19 protein-coding genes are annotated in these 16,865 nt (G+C 69.4%); 10 read left to right on the top strand and 9 right to left on the bottom strand.

The annotated features are described in order from the left end of the window. Positions 1 to 6: 6 nt before the first annotated feature. The 6 genes from AB0C30_RS06755 to AB0C30_RS06730 all read right to left on the bottom strand — a co-directional run bounded on the left by AB0C30_RS06755 (position 7) and on the right by AB0C30_RS06730 (position 3,052). Positions 7 to 948, bottom strand: a complete 942-nt coding sequence (locus AB0C30_RS06755) for an ROK family protein (RefSeq protein WP_357941469.1) — start codon at positions 946 to 948, stop codon at positions 7 to 9. Positions 949 to 1,069: 121 nt separating this feature from the next. Beyond that, positions 1,070 to 1,396 carry a hypothetical protein gene (locus AB0C30_RS06750; RefSeq protein WP_357940388.1) on the bottom strand — a complete coding sequence of 109 codons (327 nt, stop codon included), beginning with the start codon at positions 1,394 to 1,396 and terminating at the stop codon, positions 1,070 to 1,072. A gap of 11 nt (positions 1,397 to 1,407) precedes the next feature. Further along, positions 1,408 to 1,869, bottom strand: coding sequence for a peroxiredoxin (locus AB0C30_RS06745; RefSeq protein ID WP_357940386.1), 462 nt, complete (start codon positions 1,867 to 1,869; stop codon positions 1,408 to 1,410). A gap of 37 nt (positions 1,870 to 1,906) precedes the next feature. Continuing rightward, positions 1,907 to 2,335, bottom strand: coding sequence for a DUF3052 domain-containing protein (locus tag AB0C30_RS06740; protein ID WP_357940384.1), 429 nt, complete (start codon positions 2,333 to 2,335; stop codon positions 1,907 to 1,909). A 117-nt stretch (positions 2,336 to 2,452) separates the two neighbouring features. Next, positions 2,453 to 2,860 (bottom strand): secondary thiamine-phosphate synthase enzyme YjbQ, encoded by a 408-nt coding sequence (locus AB0C30_RS06735; protein ID WP_357940382.1) that lies wholly within the window; start codon positions 2,858 to 2,860, stop codon positions 2,453 to 2,455. A 9-nt stretch (positions 2,861 to 2,869) separates the two neighbouring features. Then, entirely contained in the window at positions 2,870 to 3,052 is a 183-nt protein-coding gene (locus AB0C30_RS06730; protein WP_357940380.1) for a DUF1918 domain-containing protein, read from the bottom strand. A gap of 500 nt (positions 3,053 to 3,552) precedes the next feature. Between AB0C30_RS06730 and aceE the strand changes: the two genes are divergently transcribed. The 3 genes from aceE to AB0C30_RS06715 all read left to right on the top strand — a co-directional run bounded on the left by aceE (position 3,553) and on the right by AB0C30_RS06715 (position 8,709). Beyond that, complete coding sequence (gene aceE / locus AB0C30_RS06725) at positions 3,553 to 6,300, top strand: pyruvate dehydrogenase (acetyl-transferring), homodimeric type (protein ID WP_357940378.1); 2,748 nt, start codon at positions 3,553 to 3,555, stop codon at positions 6,298 to 6,300. A 147-nt stretch (positions 6,301 to 6,447) separates the two neighbouring features. Then, the gene (locus tag AB0C30_RS06720; RefSeq protein WP_357940376.1) at positions 6,448 to 7,950 is read left to right on the top strand and encodes an alpha/beta hydrolase; all 1,503 of its coding nucleotides are present in this window, start codon (positions 6,448 to 6,450) and stop codon (positions 7,948 to 7,950) included. 15 nt (positions 7,951 to 7,965) lie between these two features. Further along, entirely contained in the window at positions 7,966 to 8,709 is a 744-nt protein-coding gene (locus AB0C30_RS06715; RefSeq protein ID WP_357940374.1) for a maleylpyruvate isomerase family mycothiol-dependent enzyme, read from the top strand. Positions 8,710 to 8,906: 197 nt separating this feature from the next. Here AB0C30_RS06715 and AB0C30_RS06710 read toward each other — a convergent pair whose 3' ends face one another. The 3 genes from AB0C30_RS06710 to AB0C30_RS06700 form a co-directional block, all read right to left on the bottom strand. Next, positions 8,907 to 9,266, bottom strand: coding sequence for a VOC family protein (locus AB0C30_RS06710; RefSeq protein WP_357940372.1), 360 nt, complete (start codon positions 9,264 to 9,266; stop codon positions 8,907 to 8,909). Positions 9,267 to 9,343: 77 nt separating this feature from the next. Continuing rightward, entirely contained in the window at positions 9,344 to 10,072 is a 729-nt protein-coding gene (locus tag AB0C30_RS06705; protein WP_357940369.1) for a YafY family protein, read from the bottom strand. Between the two features lie 150 nt (positions 10,073 to 10,222). Then, on the bottom strand, positions 10,223 to 11,242 hold the full coding sequence (locus AB0C30_RS06700; protein WP_357940367.1) for a PHP domain-containing protein: 1,020 nt from the start codon (positions 11,240 to 11,242) through the stop codon (positions 10,223 to 10,225). Between the two features lie 92 nt (positions 11,243 to 11,334). Here AB0C30_RS06700 and AB0C30_RS06695 point away from each other — a divergent pair, with 92 nt between their 5' ends. The 7 genes from AB0C30_RS06695 (at position 11,335) to AB0C30_RS06665 (ending at position 16,851) form a co-directional block, all read left to right on the top strand. Beyond that, positions 11,335 to 11,748 (top strand): hypothetical protein, encoded by a 414-nt coding sequence (locus AB0C30_RS06695; RefSeq protein WP_357940365.1) that lies wholly within the window; start codon positions 11,335 to 11,337, stop codon positions 11,746 to 11,748. Positions 11,749 to 11,750: 2 nt separating this feature from the next. Next, entirely contained in the window at positions 11,751 to 12,899 is a 1,149-nt protein-coding gene (locus tag AB0C30_RS06690) for a glutathionylspermidine synthase family protein (RefSeq protein WP_357940363.1), read from the top strand. Then, positions 12,896 to 13,327 (top strand): DUF350 domain-containing protein, encoded by a 432-nt coding sequence (locus AB0C30_RS06685; protein WP_225289003.1) that lies wholly within the window; start codon positions 12,896 to 12,898, stop codon positions 13,325 to 13,327. Before AB0C30_RS06690 ends, AB0C30_RS06685 begins: the two co-directional genes overlap by 4 nt. Before the next feature lie 119 nt (positions 13,328 to 13,446). Continuing rightward, entirely contained in the window at positions 13,447 to 14,571 is a 1,125-nt protein-coding gene (locus AB0C30_RS06680; RefSeq protein WP_357941468.1) for a helix-turn-helix domain-containing protein, read from the top strand. Positions 14,572 to 14,674: 103 nt separating this feature from the next. Beyond that, positions 14,675 to 15,571: an ACP S-malonyltransferase gene (locus tag AB0C30_RS06675; protein WP_357940361.1), complete on the top strand. Its 897-nt coding sequence runs from the start codon at positions 14,675 to 14,677 to the stop codon at positions 15,569 to 15,571. Next, entirely contained in the window at positions 15,568 to 16,524 is a 957-nt protein-coding gene (locus AB0C30_RS06670) for a beta-ketoacyl-ACP synthase III (RefSeq protein WP_357940359.1), read from the top strand. Before AB0C30_RS06675 ends, AB0C30_RS06670 begins: the two co-directional genes overlap by 4 nt. Before the next feature lie 87 nt (positions 16,525 to 16,611). Continuing rightward, positions 16,612 to 16,851 (top strand): acyl carrier protein, encoded by a 240-nt coding sequence (locus tag AB0C30_RS06665; protein WP_357648573.1) that lies wholly within the window; start codon positions 16,612 to 16,614, stop codon positions 16,849 to 16,851. Positions 16,852 to 16,865: the final 14 nt, after the last annotated feature.

The raw sequence follows: 16,865 nt of genomic DNA, 5'->3' as shown, positions 1-16,865 counted from the left end.
TACACCTTACGACACCAACGGCTCCGATCGCACATCCACCACCCACCCGGCCCCCAGCTCTTCTCTGCCGGCCGCGCGCCAGCCCAGCAAGGCCGCTCCCAGCATGCCGGCGTCCACGCCCAAAGCGGCGGGCAGCAGGGGTGGGGCGTCTCGGAAGGCGAGGCGTTTGACGAGGCGGGTGCGGACGGGGTCGAAGAGGGCCGGGCCCGCCTCGGCCAGGCCGCCACCCAGGACGATCATCGAGGGGTCCAGGAGCAGCGTGTACGTGGCCAGGGCCAGCGAGAGGGCCTCTACCGCCTCGTCCCACACCTCTACGGCCAAGGGGTCGTCCGAGGAGACCACCTGTTCGGCGCGGATGTCCTCCAGGCCGGAGCGGAGGCTGTAGCGCCGGCCGACCGAGGCCGCCGACGCGTACGTCTCCAGGCAGCCGAACTGGCCGCACGCGCACTGCTCGCCGTCGGGGAAGACCGGGATGTGGCCGATCTCGCCGCCCCAGCCGGAGGAGCCGCCGTACGGCTCGCCGTGGACGATCATGGCGCCGGCGATGCCCGTGCCGATGGGCAGGAAGAGGAAGTCGGATACGCCGCGCCCCGCGCCGAGGACGCTTTCCGCCAGGCCCCCGGTTCGTACGTCGTGACCGAGCATGACCGGCACGTCGAGTGCGGTGAAGTCGGAGGCCTGGACGTCACGCCAGCCGAGGTTCGCCGCGTAGACGGCCACGTCCTCGGACACCAGCCCAGGCACGGCCAGGCCGACGCCTGCCGGAATGCCGTCACCGGAGGCGGCCAGGTGGCCGATGAACTCGCGGATGGCGGCCACGACGGCCTCCGGGCCCTCCGAGCGGGGGGTCGGGCAACGCTCGCTCAGCAGCACCGCGCCGGACTCGCTGACCAGGCCGCCCTTCATGGACGTGCCACCGACGTCGAGCGCCACCACGAACGAACTCATTGCAGACACGCAGGAGACGATAGCGCAGCTCAGCAAATGTCTGGATAAAGGCGGCCTGCGTCCCGGCCCACCCAGCACTGCACCCCCGACCCACCCAGCACGGCGCCCCCGCCGCCCCAGGTCAGGCCCGGCCGAGTACCCGGTTCAGCGCCGCCTCGACCTCGGCCGACAGGCCCGGCGGGGCGCCCGAGCCCGCCATCGCGTCCGACCCCACGAACGCGTCCGCCCGCGCCTGTCGCACGGCCCCGCAGCCCCTGCACTCCACCTCGCCCAGCCGGCAGATCAGCGCCGTGGACCCGCATGTGCCGCACGCGTCGAGATCGAGGTCGTGCAGCAGTTGACAGTCCGGGCAGATGAGCACCTGCGTCTCGCGGCGTACCCCCCGCTTCCACGGGCTGGCGCCACGGACGGGGTCCGTCTGCCGGGCCCCGCAGCGATAGCAGGGCATCGTTTCCTCCGTTAAGAAATGTCGGCGAGTGCCTTGACGTAATCGGCGACGTCACGTGCCTGGCTGGTCGGATTGACCACCGACCACCGGATCACGCCCTCGCCGTCGATGATGAAGGTCCCCCGCAGAGAAACCCCCTTCTCGTCGTCGAACACACCGTACGCCCGCGCGACCTGTCCATGTGGCCAGAAATCGGAGAGCAACGGGAACGCGTAACCCTCCACGTCCGCCCAGGCGCGATGGGTGAACATGGAGTCGACCGAGACGGTGAGGAGCTCCGCGTCAGCCAGGGAATCCTGGGCATCGCGCAGCGCCGACAGCTCCCGATGGCACACGCCGCTGAAGGCAAGCGGATAGAAGACCAGCACGACCTTCCTCCCCCGGAAGCCCGACAGCTTCACCGGAGTGCCGTGCTGGTCCCGCAGTTCGAAGTCTGGAGCAAGCGCGCCGACCTCGGCAGGACGTTCGTTCACACACGCCATCCTGCCGTATGGCAGGCGCTCAGACCCCCTAGCGTCGGCCCTTCGGTGAGGCCAGTCTGGTCCCTGACCAGTCAGGCGCGGCGGAGATGCTGCTGGTCTGCGAGAGACCCGCCGTAGTGGCATCCTCCCCGATGTCGCTCGGCTCCACGTGGCCGTCGCGCCCGGCCTTGGGAGTCAGCAGCCAGATCTGGCCGGCGTCGGCGAGTGATCGCATGGCGTTGGTGAGGACGTCGAAGAGATCGCCGTCGCCGTCGCGCCACCACAGCAGCACCACGTCGACTACGTCGTCGGTCTCCTCGTCCAGCAACTCGTTACCGGTCAGGTCCTCGATGGAGTCGCGAAGCTCGTCGTCGACGTCCTCGTCCCAACCGATCTCCTGCACCACCTGACCCGGCTTGAGGCCGAGCCGTTCGGCCAGGCCGCGCTCACTTTGCGCCTGACCCGCGGTCGCGCTCACGTTTATCCCTCCTGCTTGAGTGGCCCCGCATATGCGGTTTATCGCTTCGGGACAGTCCACACGCTGTGACCCTTAGTCGTCAACGGTCGCCACGGGTACGGCCGCAGACGGGCCGCATCAATCCGACAAAAACGACAGGCGTACCTGGCGTTGCGGGTTGTCGACGTTGAGGTCGACGATTGCGATGGACTGCCAGGTGCCCAGCGCCAGACGCCCGCCAAGTACGGGGATGGTCGCGTACGGCGGAATGAGCGCGGGCATGACGTGTGACCTGCCATGGCCGTGCGACCCGTGGGCGTGACGCCACCTGTCGTCGGCCGGAAGCAGATCGCGCAAGGCGGCGACGAGATCGTCATCACTGCCCGACCCCAGCTCGATCAGTGCCACCCCGGCCGTGGCGTGCGGTACGAAGACGTGCAGCAGCCCGTCCTCCCCCAGCGTCCGCACGAAGTCCGCGCAGTCCGAGGTGATGTCGTGCACCGTCTCCCGTGAACCCGTGGCCACGGAGATGATCTGAGATCTCACACACGAATTCTACTTAGGTACGACGACCGCATCAGGGCCGGGAAACACCAGCCCGGTGTGCCCGTCGTCGAACTGCACGATGTACGGGGGCCCACCGTCGGTGCCGTGGATCTCGATGATGATGCCACCGTGATCCCGCTCGCCGACCGTGTTGCCGTGCACCAGCAGCCGGTCGCCTATCGTCGCGTTCATATCTCCAGACTCGTACGGTGAGCTCCGTTCGGAAAGAGGGACACACTCCCCCCTCCGCAGGGAGAGGGAGAATCCTGACCGAAACGTTACGCTGCCCGGATGTGACACATCGCGCCAATCGGGCGGCCGACTCTGTCACACCGACACCGCATCCACGCTGGTCAAGGCCATGATCGGCGGCCTTTGCCCACCGCCGACCAGAGTGGTCAGAGGCTTGCGGCTAGACTCGCGCGGCGCATCGCGCCCTTGGTGACCCCTTTGGGAGACCCCTACGCCACGCCCGGCGAAATTTCGTAGCTTTTCCGGTCTTGTTAAATTGACGGGCCAAGGTAACCTTGGCCGGGATTCGTCCTACCATCGGTGGTCTAGGCCACCGATCGTGACCCTGCCAGCAGGGACACACTGGTTACCGGCCAGTAGAGATGCACTTTCTACGGTAAGCGACCAGGATGGAAGGCGACCCAGACCAGACATCAGTCATCCTCGGAAGGCGAGACCCAGTGGCTTCCGGACGCCAGCGATTCTCGATCATCAGCGACGGCCTACCCAGCCAACTGCCTGATGTCGACCCCAGTGAGACCAACGAGTGGCTCGAGTCCCTCGACAACGTCGTCAAGACGGAGGGCCGCAGCAGAGCTCGCTACTTGATGCTCCGCATGCTGGAGCGCGCCCGCGAGCACCAGGTCGGCGTGCCGGGCCTGCGCAGCACCGACTACATCAACACGATCCCGCCGGAGCGCGAGCCCTGGTTCCCCGGCGACGAGCACGTCGAGCGGCGGATCCGCGCCTACATCCGCTGGAACGCCGCGATCATGGTGTCCCGCGCCAACGCGCGCACCAACGTGGGCGGCCACATCGCCACCTACGCCTCGGCCGCCTCGCTCTATGAGGTGGGCTTCAACCACTTCTTCCGCGGCAAGGACCACGGCGAGTCGGGCGACCAGGTCTTCTTCCAGGGCCACGCCGCGCCGGGCATCTACGCCCGCGCCTACCTGGAGGGCCGCCTCAACGAGGCGCAGCTGGACGCGTTCCGGCAGGAGCTCTCGCACGGCTTCCACGGCCTGCCCTCTTATCCGCACCCGCGGCTCATGCCCGACTTCTGGGAGTTCCCCACCGTCTCCATGGGCCTGGGACCGATCGGGGCGATCTACCAGGCGCGGTTCAACCGCTACCTGCTCAACCGCCAGATCAAGGACACCAGCCGCAGTCACGTATGGGCCTTCCTGGGCGACGGCGAGATGGACGAGCCCGAGTCGCTCGGCGCGATCGGCCTGGCGGCCCGTGAGGAGCTCGACAACCTCACCTTCGTCATCAACTGCAACCTGCAGCGGCTCGACGGCCCAGTACGCGGCAACGGCAAGATCATCCAGGAGCTGGAGTCCTACTTCCGCGGCGCCGGCTGGAACGTCATCAAGGTCGTCTGGGGCCGCGACTGGGACCCGCTGCTCGCGGCCGACGTCGACGGCGTGCTGGTCAACCAGATGAACACCACGCCCGACGGCCAGTTCCAGACCTACTCCGTAGAGTCCGGCGGCTACATCCGCGACAACTTCTTCGGCGGCGACCCGCGCCTGCGCAAGATGGTCGAGCACATGTCCGACGACGACATCCGCAAGCTGTCGCGCGGCGGCCACGACTACCGCAAGGTCTACGCGGCGTTCAAGGCGGCCCGTGAGCACGTCGGCCAGCCGACGGTCATCCTGGCCCAGACCATCAAGGGCTGGACGCTCGGCAAGGACTTCGAGGCGCGCAACGCCACGCACCAGATGAAGAAGCTCACCAAGGCCGAGCTCAAGGAGTTCCGCGACCGGCTCTACCTGCCGATCCCCGACTCCGCGCTCGAGGGCGAGCTGCCCCCCTACTTCCATCCGGGCGAGAACGACCCCGAGATCGAGTACATGCGCGAGCGCCGCGCGGCCATGGGCGGCGTGCTGCCCAAGCGCGTCATGCGCGCCAAACCGGTCAAGCTGCCCGCCGACAACGTCTACGAGCAGTTCGGCAAGGGTTCGGGCAAGCAGCAGGTGGCCACCACGATGGCCTTCGTGCGGCTGCTGAAGGATCTGATGCGCGACAAGGAGATCGGCCACCGGTTCGTGCCGATCATCCCCGACGAGGCTCGCACGTTCGGCCTCGACGCGATGTTCCCGACGGCGAAGATCTACTCCCCGCACGGCCAGACGTACGAGGCCGTCGACAGGGAGCTGCTGCTGTCGTACAAGGAGGCCGTCCAGGGCCAGATCCTGCACGAGGGCATCAGCGAGTCGGGTTCGATGGCGTCGGCGATCGCGGCGGGCACGGCCTACGCCACGCACGGCGAGCACATGATCCCGATCTACATCTTCTATTCGATGTTCGGCTGGCAGCGCACCGGCGACCAGATGTGGCAGATGGCCGACCAGATGGGCCGCGGCTTCCTGCTCGGCGCCACGGCCGGCCGCACCACGCTCAACGGCGAGGGCCTGCAGCACGAGGACGGCCACACGCCGCTGATCGCCTCGACGAACCCGGGCGCCCTCTCCTACGACCCCTCGTGGGCGTTCGAGGTCGCGCACATCGTCAAGGACGGCCTGCGCCGGATGTACGGCGAGCAGCCCGAGAACGTCTTCTACTACCTGACCGTCTACAACGAGCCCTACACGCAGCCTCCGCAGCCCGCGGACCTCGACGTGCAGGGCCTGCTCAAGGGCCTCTACCGGTTCGCCGCGGGGCCACAGACGCAGGGACCGAAGGCCAACATCCTGTCGTCGGGCGTAGCGGGGCCGTGGGCCGTCGAGGCCCAGCGGCTGCTGGCCGAGGATTGGGGCGTGTCGGCCGATCTGTGGTCGGCGACCTCCTGGACCGAGCTGCGCCGCGACGCGCTGGCCTGCGAGGAGCACAACCTGCTCAACCCCGAGGCCGAGCCGCGCGTGCCGTACGTCACCCAGGCCCTCTCCCAGGCCACGGGCCCGTTCGTGGGCGTCAGCGACTACATGAAGGCCGTGCAGGACCAGATCGCGCAGTGGGTGCCGGGTGACTGGTCCTCGCTGGGCACCGACGGGTTCGGCCTGTCCGACACCCGCTCCGCGCTGCGCCGCCACTTCCACGTCGACGCCGCCTCGATCACGCTGGCCGTGCTGACCAGCCTGGTCAAGCGTGGCGAGCTCGACGGCGAGGTGCTGCGCGAGGCGATCGCCCGCTATCACCTCAAGAACGGCGTCACCGAGGCCGGTGGCGCGGAGAGCAACGACACCCAGTCGATGGGCGTCTGAGCGCACAATCTGATGGCGCCCCCGCGGAAGGTCTTCCGCGGGGGCGCCATCGACTTTCAGGAGTGGTACGTGCCGCCTCGCTCCCTTGATACGCACTCGCGTATTGTGGGGAAAACTTCCCCCTGAGATATCGAGGGGGAGATGGACATGCGACGCGTCCTTGCCGTTGTCACACTGGCCGTATCGGCCGCATCCTGCATGAGTGCGCCGACGAAACCGGCCGTGGATGGGGGCACCGGCGCCGCCCAGCAGATCGCCTGGGGTCCGTGCACGGACCTCAAGCGGCCCGACGGGCAGCGGCCGGCCAGGCAGGACACCTCGGTGCGGTGCGCCAAGCTGGCGGTGCCCCTCGACTACGCCGATCCCAGCGGCGACAAGATCGACATAGCGCTCATCAAGGTCCCCGCCACCGACCAGAGCAAGCGGCTGGGCTCACTGGTGTTCAACTTCGGCGGCCCGGGAGGCTCCGGCGTCGACACTCTTGACCAGGCCGCCAAGTCGCTCACCGGCCTGCGCTCCCGCTACGACCTGGTCAGCTTCGACCCGCGCGGCGTGGAGCGGAGCTCGGGGGTGCGCTGCGGCGACAGCGCCGCGCTGGACAAGTACATGGCCCTCGACACGCTGCCCGACAACGAGCAGACCCGCGCGGAGGGCGACGCGGCCAACAAGCAGCTGGCCCAGCACTGCGAGAAGGACTCCGGCAAGATCCTGCCGTACGTCGGCACGGTCAACGCCGCCCGCGACATGGACCGGCTGCGCGCCGCGCTGGGCGACGAGAAGCTCAACTTCGTCGGAATGTCGTACGGCACGCAGCTCGGCGCCGTCTATGCCACCAAGTTCCCCCAGAACGTGGGCCGGATGGTGCTCGACGCCCCGCTCGACCCCACGGTCACCTTCGAGCAGCGCACCGTGGCCCAGACCCGCGGCTTCCAGCACGCGTACCAGAGCTTCCTGAAGTCCTGTGTCAAGGACCGCTGCGAGGTCGGCAAGGACGTGCCGACCGCCGCCGCGAACGTCGACCGGCTGATGAACCAGCTCGCCGCCAAGCCGCTCAAGGTCGGCCGGCGCGACCTGACCCAGGGGCTGGCCTCCACCGGCGTCGCCGCCGCGCTCTACTCCGAGTTCGCCTGGCCGTTCCTGGGCAACGCGCTCGGCGCGGCGCTCAAGGGACAGGGGCAGGCGCTGATGTACCTGGCCGACTCCTACACCGGCAGGGCGCAGGACGGCACGTACTCCACGCAGATGACCAGCTTCCCGGCCATCACCTGCGCCGACACCTCCGAACGGCCCGACCTGGCCACGCTGCGGCACACCGAGGACGCGGCCGTGAAGATCTCGCCGCTGTTCGGCAGTGAGGGCGCCGGCGGGCTGTGCTCCGTCTGGCCGGTCAAGGGCAACGACGAGGCCAAGCACGTCAACGCGACCGGCTCGGCGCCGATCGTGGTGGTGGGCGGCACGGGCGACCCCGCCACGCCGTACGAGTGGGCGCCCAAGCTGACCGCGCAGCTCAAGACGGCCACGCTGGTCACGTTCGAGGGCGAGGGGCACGGCGCGTACCTGTCGGGCAACAAGTGCGTCAAGCGGTTCGTCGACTCCTACCTGCTGGCCGGGAAGATGCCCGAGCGGGGTGCCACCTGCAAGTCGGTCTGATCTAGTCTCGGTCATGTGACGGACTATCCCCGGCTGGTGGAGAGCGAGAGCGCGCGGCTGGCCGAGCTGGCCATCGGCGCCGATCCCGGCATCCCGGTGCCACATTGTCCCGGCTGGACCCTGGCGGACCTGATCACGCACGTCGGCACGCTGCACCGGTGGGTGGTGCACATCGTGGAGACGGGCCGGCAGGAGCCGATCTGGTCGCGCCAGGTGCCCAACGGCCTGGCCGAGGGGCAGCGCGGCGATGCGGCCTGGCTGGGCGCGGGCGCTCGGGAGCTGGTCGCCACGCTGCGCGCGACCGACCCGGACACGCCCGTCTGGACCTGGGGCGGCGACCAGCGTGTGAGCTGGTGGGCCCGCCGGATGCTGTTCGAGCTGGTCGTCCACCGCTGCGACGCCGAGCTCGCGGTGGGCGTGGCGCCCGTCGTGGAGGCACCCGTCGCGATCGACGGGATCGAGGAGTTCCTGGAGGCCCTGCCGCACGCGTTCTGGGTGGCCAAGCGCCTGGCGGCGCTCGACGCGGAGGGGGCCACGATCCACCTCCACGCGAGCGACGCCGACGGCGAATGGACCCTCACCCAGGGCCCGGCGGGCCGGATCAGCTGGGCGCGCGGCCACGCCAAGGGCGACGCCGCCGTCCAGGGCCCGGTGAGCGACCTGCTGCTGATGTTGTACGGCAGGCGCTCCCCCGACGCGCTGACCGTCCACGGCGACCGCGCCTTCCTGGACCGCTGGCTCGCGACCGCCGCGCTGTGATCAACCCGCCGCATCAAGCCGCGGTGATCAGTCCACTGTTTCAAGCCGCGTTCGCGGTGATCAACGGTGAGGCCCTGGACGCGCCGCCACTCGGCGGTCGGCGGCGTGTCCAGGGCGGGTGACCGCTCGCCGGAGCGGCTCGCGCGCGTGCCCCGATCGGCGGGGAAGGTGCCTTCCCGGGTGCACGCCCGCCCAGGTCACCTGCGGTGGAAGACCCCGAAGAGGTTGCCCGAACCATCCTGGAGATAGGCGAAGTCGGTGCCCACGCCATCGTCGATGACCTTCGTGACGACCTTGCCGCCGAGCGACTCGGTCTCGCGGCACTTCTGCTCCACGTCGGCCACCTCTACATGGAAGATCGCGTGGGCGGGGAACTCGCCCTTGGTGTTGTAGAGGCCACCTCCGGGCTGCTCACGACCCGGATAGCCGATCGTCCGGTAGTCGATCGGGCCGCCGTCGGAAGCCCCGAACGTCCAGCCGAACAGCCCGCCATAGAACCGCTGGGCACCTTCGGGGTCGTCGGTCGCGACCTCGAACCAGGTAACCGTGTTGTCCATCGTTGTCTCCCTAATTTCTCGAACAAGTCAACGATCTAACGGGTGGGCGACAACCTTATGTCGGTGTTTTCGAATGATTAATCGAGCACCGTGCCGTGTACGAACATGTCCGGGATATCAGTGGAGAACCTCTCCAGCGGCCGGTCGGGGCAGCGCTCGGCGATCACCGAGGCCGAGGCGATCCGGTCGAGGCGGAAGACCCGTACGTCATCGCGCAGGCGGCACCACGCCACGAGATACCAGAAACCACCACGACCGCCCAGGAACACACCGGGCTCGACGTCGCGCGAGGTCAGCGCCCCCTTGGCGTCGGCGTAGTCGATCCTGAGCACGCGCCGGCGCTGCAGGGCCTCCTCGATCGCCCGGGAGATGCCCTCGCCGCCCAGCGGCTGGATCTCGGCGCCCGGCTCGGAGGCCGGGGTGACCATCCGCACCCGGCGCGCCAGCTCCCTGGCCAGCTCGCCCTCCCGTCCCGGCATGGCCGCGACCACCTTGCGCAGCGCGCTGCGCGCCTGCCTGCCGAACGGCTGGTCGCCCGCCCGGCTCAGCGCCACGGCGATGGCGACCGCCTCGGCGGGGGTGAAGTTGAGCGGGGGTAACGACATCTTCTTGTCGATCGCGTAGCCGCCCTTGCGCCCCGGATGGGCGTAGATCGGCACCCCTGACTCCTGCAGCGCGATGATGTCGCGCTCGATCGTGCGGGCACTGACCTCGAACCGCTTGGCCAGCTCGCGGGCGGAACGACAGCGTGGCGAGATCGCGCGCAGGTCCTCGACGAGCGCGTAGAGCCGGTCGGTACGGTTCACACTCGTGACGTTACGCCGCGCCACCGACAATCGCGGGTCGCAAACCCCTTACCAGGCAGGCGATCCCGGTTCAAGCGTGACACGCCAGCACATGACACGCCAGCACATGACACGCCAGCAGAGGTCCAAGCGTGACGCGCCGGCCTGGGTTCAAGCGTGACGCGCCAGCAGATCGGCGAGCGGCCAGGTGTTGACGATCCGCGCCGCCCCGATGCCGCACTGGGCCGCGCGCTCGCAGCCATGGCGCTGCCAGTCGAGCTGGCCGGGCGCATGCGCGTCGGAGTCGATCGCGAAGTCGCAGCCCATCTCATAGGCCAGCCGCAGCAGCCGTTTCGGCGGATCGAGCCGGTCGGGCCGCGAGTTGATCTCGACCGCGACCCCGAACCGGCGGCACGCCTCGAAGACCAGCTCGGCGTCGAAGTCCGACTCCGGCCGCACCCGGCCCCGCCGGCCGCCCGCCTGCACGACCCGCCCGGTGCAGTGGCCGAGCACGTCCACGTGCGGGTTCGAGATCGCCGTCACCATCCTGCGCGTCATCTCGTGGCCGCTCATCCGCAGCTTGGAGTGCACGCTGGCCACCACCACGTCGAGCCGTTCCAGCAGCTCGGGGTCCTGGTCCAGGGTGCCGTCCAGGTTGATGTCGACCTCGACACCGGTCAGGATCCTGAACGGCGCCAACCGCTCGTTGAGCCGTTCGACCTGGTCGAGCTGCCTCTTGAGCCGGTCGGCCGACAGTCCGTTGGCCACGGTCAGGCGGGGCGAGTGGTCGGTCAGCGCCCAGTACGCGTGGCCGAGCGCCTCGGCCGCCTCGGCCATCTCCTCGATCGGCGAGCCGCCGTCGGACCAGTCCGAGTGGCTGTGCAGGTCGCCCTTGAGCGCCGCCCTGAGCGCCGCGGTCTCGTCGTCGAGGTCGGCGCCCTCGGTGGCGCGCATCCTGCGCAGGTACGTGGGCACGTCGCCGTCCAGTGCCTCGGTGATCGCCAACGCGGTGACCTTGCCGATGCCCGGCAGATCGGTCAGGCCGCCGACCCGTGCCAGCCGTACCAGCTCGTCGGGGGGCAGGTCGGCGACCACGGCGGCGGCGTTGCGGAAGGCCCGCACGCGGTAGGTGGGCTCGCCGGCCCGTTCGAGCAGGTAGGCGATCTCGCGCAGCGCCTCGACGGGTGTCATGTGCTGATACGTACCCAAGCCGATGCCAAGGGGCCATTGAAGCCTTACGACGTGCGCCGATAGGCTGTTCGGCCAACGAAAGCAGGAGCTTGATGGGTTACTCGCCGCCCGCGCCGCCTCCGATGCCGGAGGCCCCCAAGCGGTCGAAGGCGTCGAAGGTGGTCACGCTGTCCGTCCTCGGCATCGTGTCCGTTCTCTTGGTGGGCTACTGCTCGGCCCAGAACGACGACGACGTGACGGCCGACTGCGTCGACATGAACAACCAGCTGAGCGACGGCTCATACGAGGTCGTCGACGAGTCCCTCTGCGACGATGACGACGACGGCACCTCCCACTTCTACGGCGGCTCACGCGGCGCCTACCACTGGTACTACGGCGGCACCAGGATCGGCACGCGCGTCCGCGCCGGCACCAGCTACCGCCCCTCCGACGTGAACATCTCCAGCCGCAAAGGCCGCGACATCCAGCGCGGCGGCTTCGGCAGCCACTGGAGCGGCGGCGGCTGACGGTGCGGCGCGAACACGGCACTCCCCGGGACGGCTGGGAGAAGACGATCGAGAGCCATGGGCTGGCCTATCACCGGGCCGCCCATCCGGAAGGGCTCACCCGGCCCTACTGGGACGAGTCCATCCACTATGTCTTCTCCATGGAGGAAGTGGAGGGGCTGGAGGAGCAGGTCGAGGAGCTCCACGAGATGTGCCTGCACGCCGTCGAGCACGTCGTCTCGACCGCCCGCTACGCCGACTTCGCCATCCCCGACTGGGCGCACGAGGACGTGGCGCGCTCCTGGGAGCGGCGTGACCCGCACCTGTACGCCCGCTTCGACCTGCGCTACGACGGCACAGGCCCGGCCAAGCTGCTGGAGTACAACGCCGACACGCCCACCTCGCTGGTCGAGTCGTCGGTGGCGCAGTGGTTCTGGCTCAAGGACGTCCACCCCGCCGACGACCAGTGGAACTCCATCCACGAGCGGCTCGTGGACCGCTGGCGGGAGCTGACCCTGCCCGCTGGGCCCGTCCACTTCGCCTGGACGAACATGGACGAGACCGGCGAGGAGGCGATGACCCTGGCCTACCTCCAGGAGACCGCCGAGCAGGCCGGGCTGGGCACGGTCGCCGTCGCCATGGAGGACATCGGCTGGGACGCGCTCAACCGCCGCTTCGTCGACGTCGAGGAGCGGATGATCCGCTCGGCGTTCAAGCTCTACCCGTGGGAGTGGATGCTGGCCGACCCGTTCGGGCGGCACGCCGTCCGGCACGCGACCTGGATCGAGCCGCTGTGGAAGACGCTGCTGTCGAACAAGGCGCTGCTGGCCGTCCTCTGGGAGCTCTATCCGGACCATCCCAACCTGCTGCCCGCCTACCTCGACGGCCCCCGTGACCTGGACTCCTACATCGCCAAGCCGCTCCTGGGCAGGGAGGGCGCGTCGATGCGCGTCGTTACGCCGGACGGCACCCAGGAGACGCCCGGCTCCTACGGCCAGGAGGGCTACGTCTACCAGGGGTTCGACGCCCTGCCCGACTTCGAAGGCGAGCGGCCGGTGCTCGGCGCCTGGGTGATCGCCGACGAGGCCGCCGGAATGGGTATCAGGGAGACTACTGGCCTGATCACCGACGACACCTCTTCCTTCGTCCCTCACCGAATCGAGCACCCATGACCCTGCTGGAAACCCTCGCCCGCGGCGCGGGCGCCATCGCCGCCTACGCCGCCGTGGGCGTCGTGCTGCTCATCGTCGGCTTCTACGTGATCGACCTCGCCACGCCGGGCAAGCTGAGCTCGGTCATCCGTACCGAGCGCAACCCCAACGCCACGCTGCTGGCCACCTCGGCGCTGGCCGCGGTTGGCCTGATCGTCGCGGCCTCCATCTGGTCCTCGGGCGGCCGGCTCACCGAGGGCCTGGCGGGCACGGTGGTCTTCGGGCTGGTCGGCATCGTGGTGCAGACCGTCGCCATGCTCGTCTTCGACAAGCTGGTCGGCATCTCGGTACGCGATCTGGTCAAGGAGCCCGAGCTGCAGCCCGGCGCGCGCCTGCTCGCCGTCACCCACGTCGCCATCGGGCTCATCACCGCCGTCGCGGTCATCTGACCCAGACCCTGCCATGACCTCGGCCGTGCTCGCGTCGCGGTCATCTGACTCCACCTGGCACTCTAGGAGGCGTGACAGATCGGACCCGGGAGGACACCACGCGCAGGCTGGAGCGGGCCATGGGCTCGCTCGGCACTGCGGCCATGGCGCGCATGGACGATCAGCTGCCGTGGTTCCGCGCCCTCAGCGCAGAGGACCGCTCCTGGGTGGGACTCGTGGCGCAGGCCGGCATCGCCGCGTTCGTGGAGTGGTTCCAGCACGCGGGCGAGAACCGGCCCACGCCCAGCATCGAGTTCTTCGGCACCGCGCCACGTGAGCTGAAGCGGTCGATCTCCCTGCAGCAGACCGTCGACATCGTCAGGGTCGTCGTGGAGGTGGTCGAGGCGCAGACCGACGAGCTGGCCGCGCCGGGCGGCGAGGACCAGCTGGAGCAGGCCATGCTCCGCTACACCCGCGACGTGGCCTTCGCCGCCGCCCACGTCTACGCCCGCGAAGCGGAGGCCAGGGGCTCGTGGGACGCCCGGCTGGAGGCGCTGATCGTCGACGCGCTGGTGCGCGGCGAGGTGGACGACGGGCTGCACTCCTGGGCCGCCGCGCTGGGCTGGACCTCCTCCCCCGTCGTCGTGATCGCGGGCCGCGCCCCTGAGGGCGACCCGCGCGCGGTGATCGACGGGCTGCGCGAGAAGGGCCGCCGCATCGGCATGGACCTGCTCGCCGGTGTGCAGGCCGACCGGCTGATCGTGATCGTGGGCGGCGCCGACAGCGTGGACGCCGCCGCCAAGCAGGTCGTGGCCCGTTTCGGGGAGGGGTCGATCGTCATCGGGCCTGAGGTGCCCGACCTGCACGCCGCCGCCAGATCGGCCAAGGCGGCGCTGGCCGGGCTGAAGGCGTCCTCCGGCTGGCCCGACGCGCCCCGCCCGGTGCACGCCGACGACCTGCTCGCCGAGCGGGCGCTCGACGGCGACGACGACGCCAGGGAGCAGCTCATCGAGAGCGTCTACCTCCCGCTGGCCGGCACCCCGCTGCTCGATACGCTGGCCACGTACCTGGAGCAGGGCACCTCGCTGGAGGCCACCGCCCGGCTGCTGTTCGTCCACCCCAACACCGTGCGCTACCGGCTCAAGAAGATCACCGAGCTGACCGGCTACCAGCCGACCGAAGGCAGGTCGGCCTTCACCTTGCAGGTGGGGCTGATTCTCGGCAGGCTTTCGGAGAGCGCTGTCACCTGGCGCGCCCTAACGTAATAACCCCGAAACCCCCACTGTAGGGTTCCTACAAAACCCCTGGGACGAAGTTCGTACGGATCCTTATCCGCGTGTCGAACCTCTACAGGGCAGTGTGGATTTCGTGCTTGTACTCGTCGCCCCGGGCCAAGGTGCCCAGACTCCAGGCTTCCTGACACCCTGGCTCGAACTCCCCGGCTTCGCGGATCGGCTGTCCGCGTGGTCCGAGGTCGTGGGCCTCGATCTGATCACCTATGGGACCAAGGCCGACGCCGACGAGATCCGCGACACCGCGGTCGCCCAGCCGCTGCTCGTAGCCGCCGCGATGGCCTCCGCCGAGGCGCTCGGCGTGGCGCCCGACCTGCTGGCCGGCCACAGCGTCGGCGAGTTCGCCACGGCGGCGCTGGCCGGCGTGCTGACCCCCGAGCAGGCGCTGTCGCTGGTGCGCGAGCGCGCCCAGGCCATGGCCAAGGCCGCCGCCGTCACCGAGACCGGCATGACCGCGGTGCTCGGCGGCGTGGAGGAAGAGGTGCTGGCCGCCATCGACAAGCACGGCCTGACCCCCGCCAACGTCAACGGCGCCGGCCAGATCGTCGCGGGCGGCACGCTGGAGCAGCTGGCCGCCTTCAAGGAGGACGGCCCGGCCCGTGCCAGGCAGATCGCGCTCTCCGTCGCGGGTGCCTTCCACACCGTGCACATGGCCCCGGCCGTCGACCACCTGCGCGTCGCCGCCGAGGGCATCGCCCCCGCCGACCCGCGGGTCAAGCTGCTGTCCAACGCCGACGGCGCGGTCGTCACCGACGGCACCGTGCTGATGCGGCGCCTGATCGACCAGGTCAGCAGCCCCGTCCGCTGGGACCGCTGCATGGCCACGATGGCCGACCTGGGCGTCACCGGGATGATCGAGCTGCTGCCGGGCGGCACGCTGACCGGCCTGGCCAAGCGCGCGCTGCGGGGCGTACGAACCGTGGCGCTGAAGACCCCCGACGATCTCGACGCGGCCAGGGAGCTGACCAAGTGAGGATTCCCGACATCGCCCCGGGCGCCAAGGTGCTGGCCCTCGGCCACTACCAGCCGTCCAACGTCGTCACCAACGACGACCTGGCCAAGACCATGGACACCAACGACGAGTGGATCCAGTCCCGCGTCGGCATCAAGGAACGCCGGGTGGCCGGCGCCGAAGAGTCCGTCGAGGACATGGCCGTGCAGGCCGGCGGCAAGGCACTGGCCGCCAGCGGCCTGTCGGCCGGTGACATCGACCTGGTCATCGTCGCCACCTGCACGCTGGAGAGCCAGATCCCCAACGCCGCGGCCGTCGTGGCCCACCGCCTGGGCATCAAGTCGCCCGGCGCGTTCGACGTGAACGCCGCCTGCGCCGGCTTCTGCTTCGCGCTCGGCGTGGCCAGCTCCGCGATCCGCGCCGGCTCGGCCCGGCACGTGCTGGTCATCGGCGCCGAGAAGCTGTCCCAGTGGATCGACTGGACCGACAGGTCCACCGCCGTGATCTTCGCCGACGGCGCGGGCGCCGCGGTGGTGGGCCCCTCCGACGCGCCCGGCATCGGGCCGGTCGTCTGGGGCAGCTCGGGCGACAAGTCCGACGCGATCATCATCAACGACCGTCATGACTCCCTCCACCAGGAGGGTCAGACCGTGTTCCGCTGGGCCACCACCGCGCTGCACCCGGTGGCCAAGGAGGCCTGCGAGCGCGCCGGGGTCGACCCCTCGGAGCTGGCGGCCTTCGTACCTCACCAAGCCAACCTGCGCATCATCGAGGCCATCGCCCGTAAGATCGGCGCCGACCAGGCCGTCATCGGGCGCGACATCGTGACCGCCGGCAACACCTCCGCCGCGTCCATCCCGCTCGCGCTCTCGCGCATGCTGGAGCGCGGCGAGGTGCGCTCGGGTCAGCTCGCGCTCATCCTCGGCTTCGGCGCCGGCCTGACCTATGCGGGTCAGGTCATCGAGATTCCGTAGGATCCGGTACGGCTCATGCCGTACCCATCAGTGCTTGTACGGCCTGAGCCGTACAGAACCAGAAAACACCAAAGGAGAAATAGCGACATGGCTGCCACCGAGCAGGAGATCCTCGAGGGCCTCGGCAAGATCATCAACGAGATCACCGGCATTCCGGTGAGCGACGTCACCCCCGAGAAGAACTTCGTGGACGACCTCGACATCGACTCCCTGTCCATGGTCGAGATCGCCGTGGCCGCCCAGGACGAGTTCGGCGTCGAGATTCCCGACGACCAGCTCAAGAACCTGAAGACGGTCAAGGACGTCCTTACCTTCATCCAGAACTGATCTCACACCCAACC

The organism is Nonomuraea sp. NPDC048901 (assembly GCF_040649695.1).
In the GTDB taxonomy this organism is placed as follows: Bacteria; Actinomycetota; Actinomycetes; order Streptosporangiales; family Streptosporangiaceae; genus Nonomuraea.
The sequence above is the reverse complement of the archived record's forward strand: the minus strand, read 5'-3'. Positions and strand labels throughout refer to the sequence as shown.

Coding starts and splice junctions, on each gene's coding strand:
- AB0C30_RS06755 (WP_357941469.1), bottom strand. CDS start 948: ATGAGTTCGTTCGTGGTGGCGCTCGACGTCGGTGGCACGTCCATGAAG.
- AB0C30_RS06750 (WP_357940388.1), bottom strand. CDS start 1,396: ATGCCCTGCTATCGCTGCGGGGCCCGGCAGACGGACCCCGTCCGTGGC.
- AB0C30_RS06730 (WP_357940380.1), bottom strand. CDS start 3,052: ATGAACGCGACGATAGGCGACCGGCTGCTGGTGCACGGCAACACGGTC.
- AB0C30_RS06720 (WP_357940376.1), top strand. CDS start 6,448: ATGCGACGCGTCCTTGCCGTTGTCACACTGGCCGTATCGGCCGCATCC.
- AB0C30_RS06710 (WP_357940372.1), bottom strand. CDS start 9,266: ATGGACAACACGGTTACCTGGTTCGAGGTCGCGACCGACGACCCCGAA.
- AB0C30_RS06700 (WP_357940367.1), bottom strand. CDS start 11,242: ATGACACCCGTCGAGGCGCTGCGCGAGATCGCCTACCTGCTCGAACGG.
- AB0C30_RS06695 (WP_357940365.1), top strand. CDS start 11,335: ATGGGTTACTCGCCGCCCGCGCCGCCTCCGATGCCGGAGGCCCCCAAG.
- AB0C30_RS06685 (WP_225289003.1), top strand. CDS start 12,896: ATGACCCTGCTGGAAACCCTCGCCCGCGGCGCGGGCGCCATCGCCGCC.
- AB0C30_RS06680 (WP_357941468.1), top strand. CDS start 13,447: ATGGGCTCGCTCGGCACTGCGGCCATGGCGCGCATGGACGATCAGCTG.
- AB0C30_RS06665 (WP_357648573.1), top strand. CDS start 16,612: ATGGCTGCCACCGAGCAGGAGATCCTCGAGGGCCTCGGCAAGATCATC.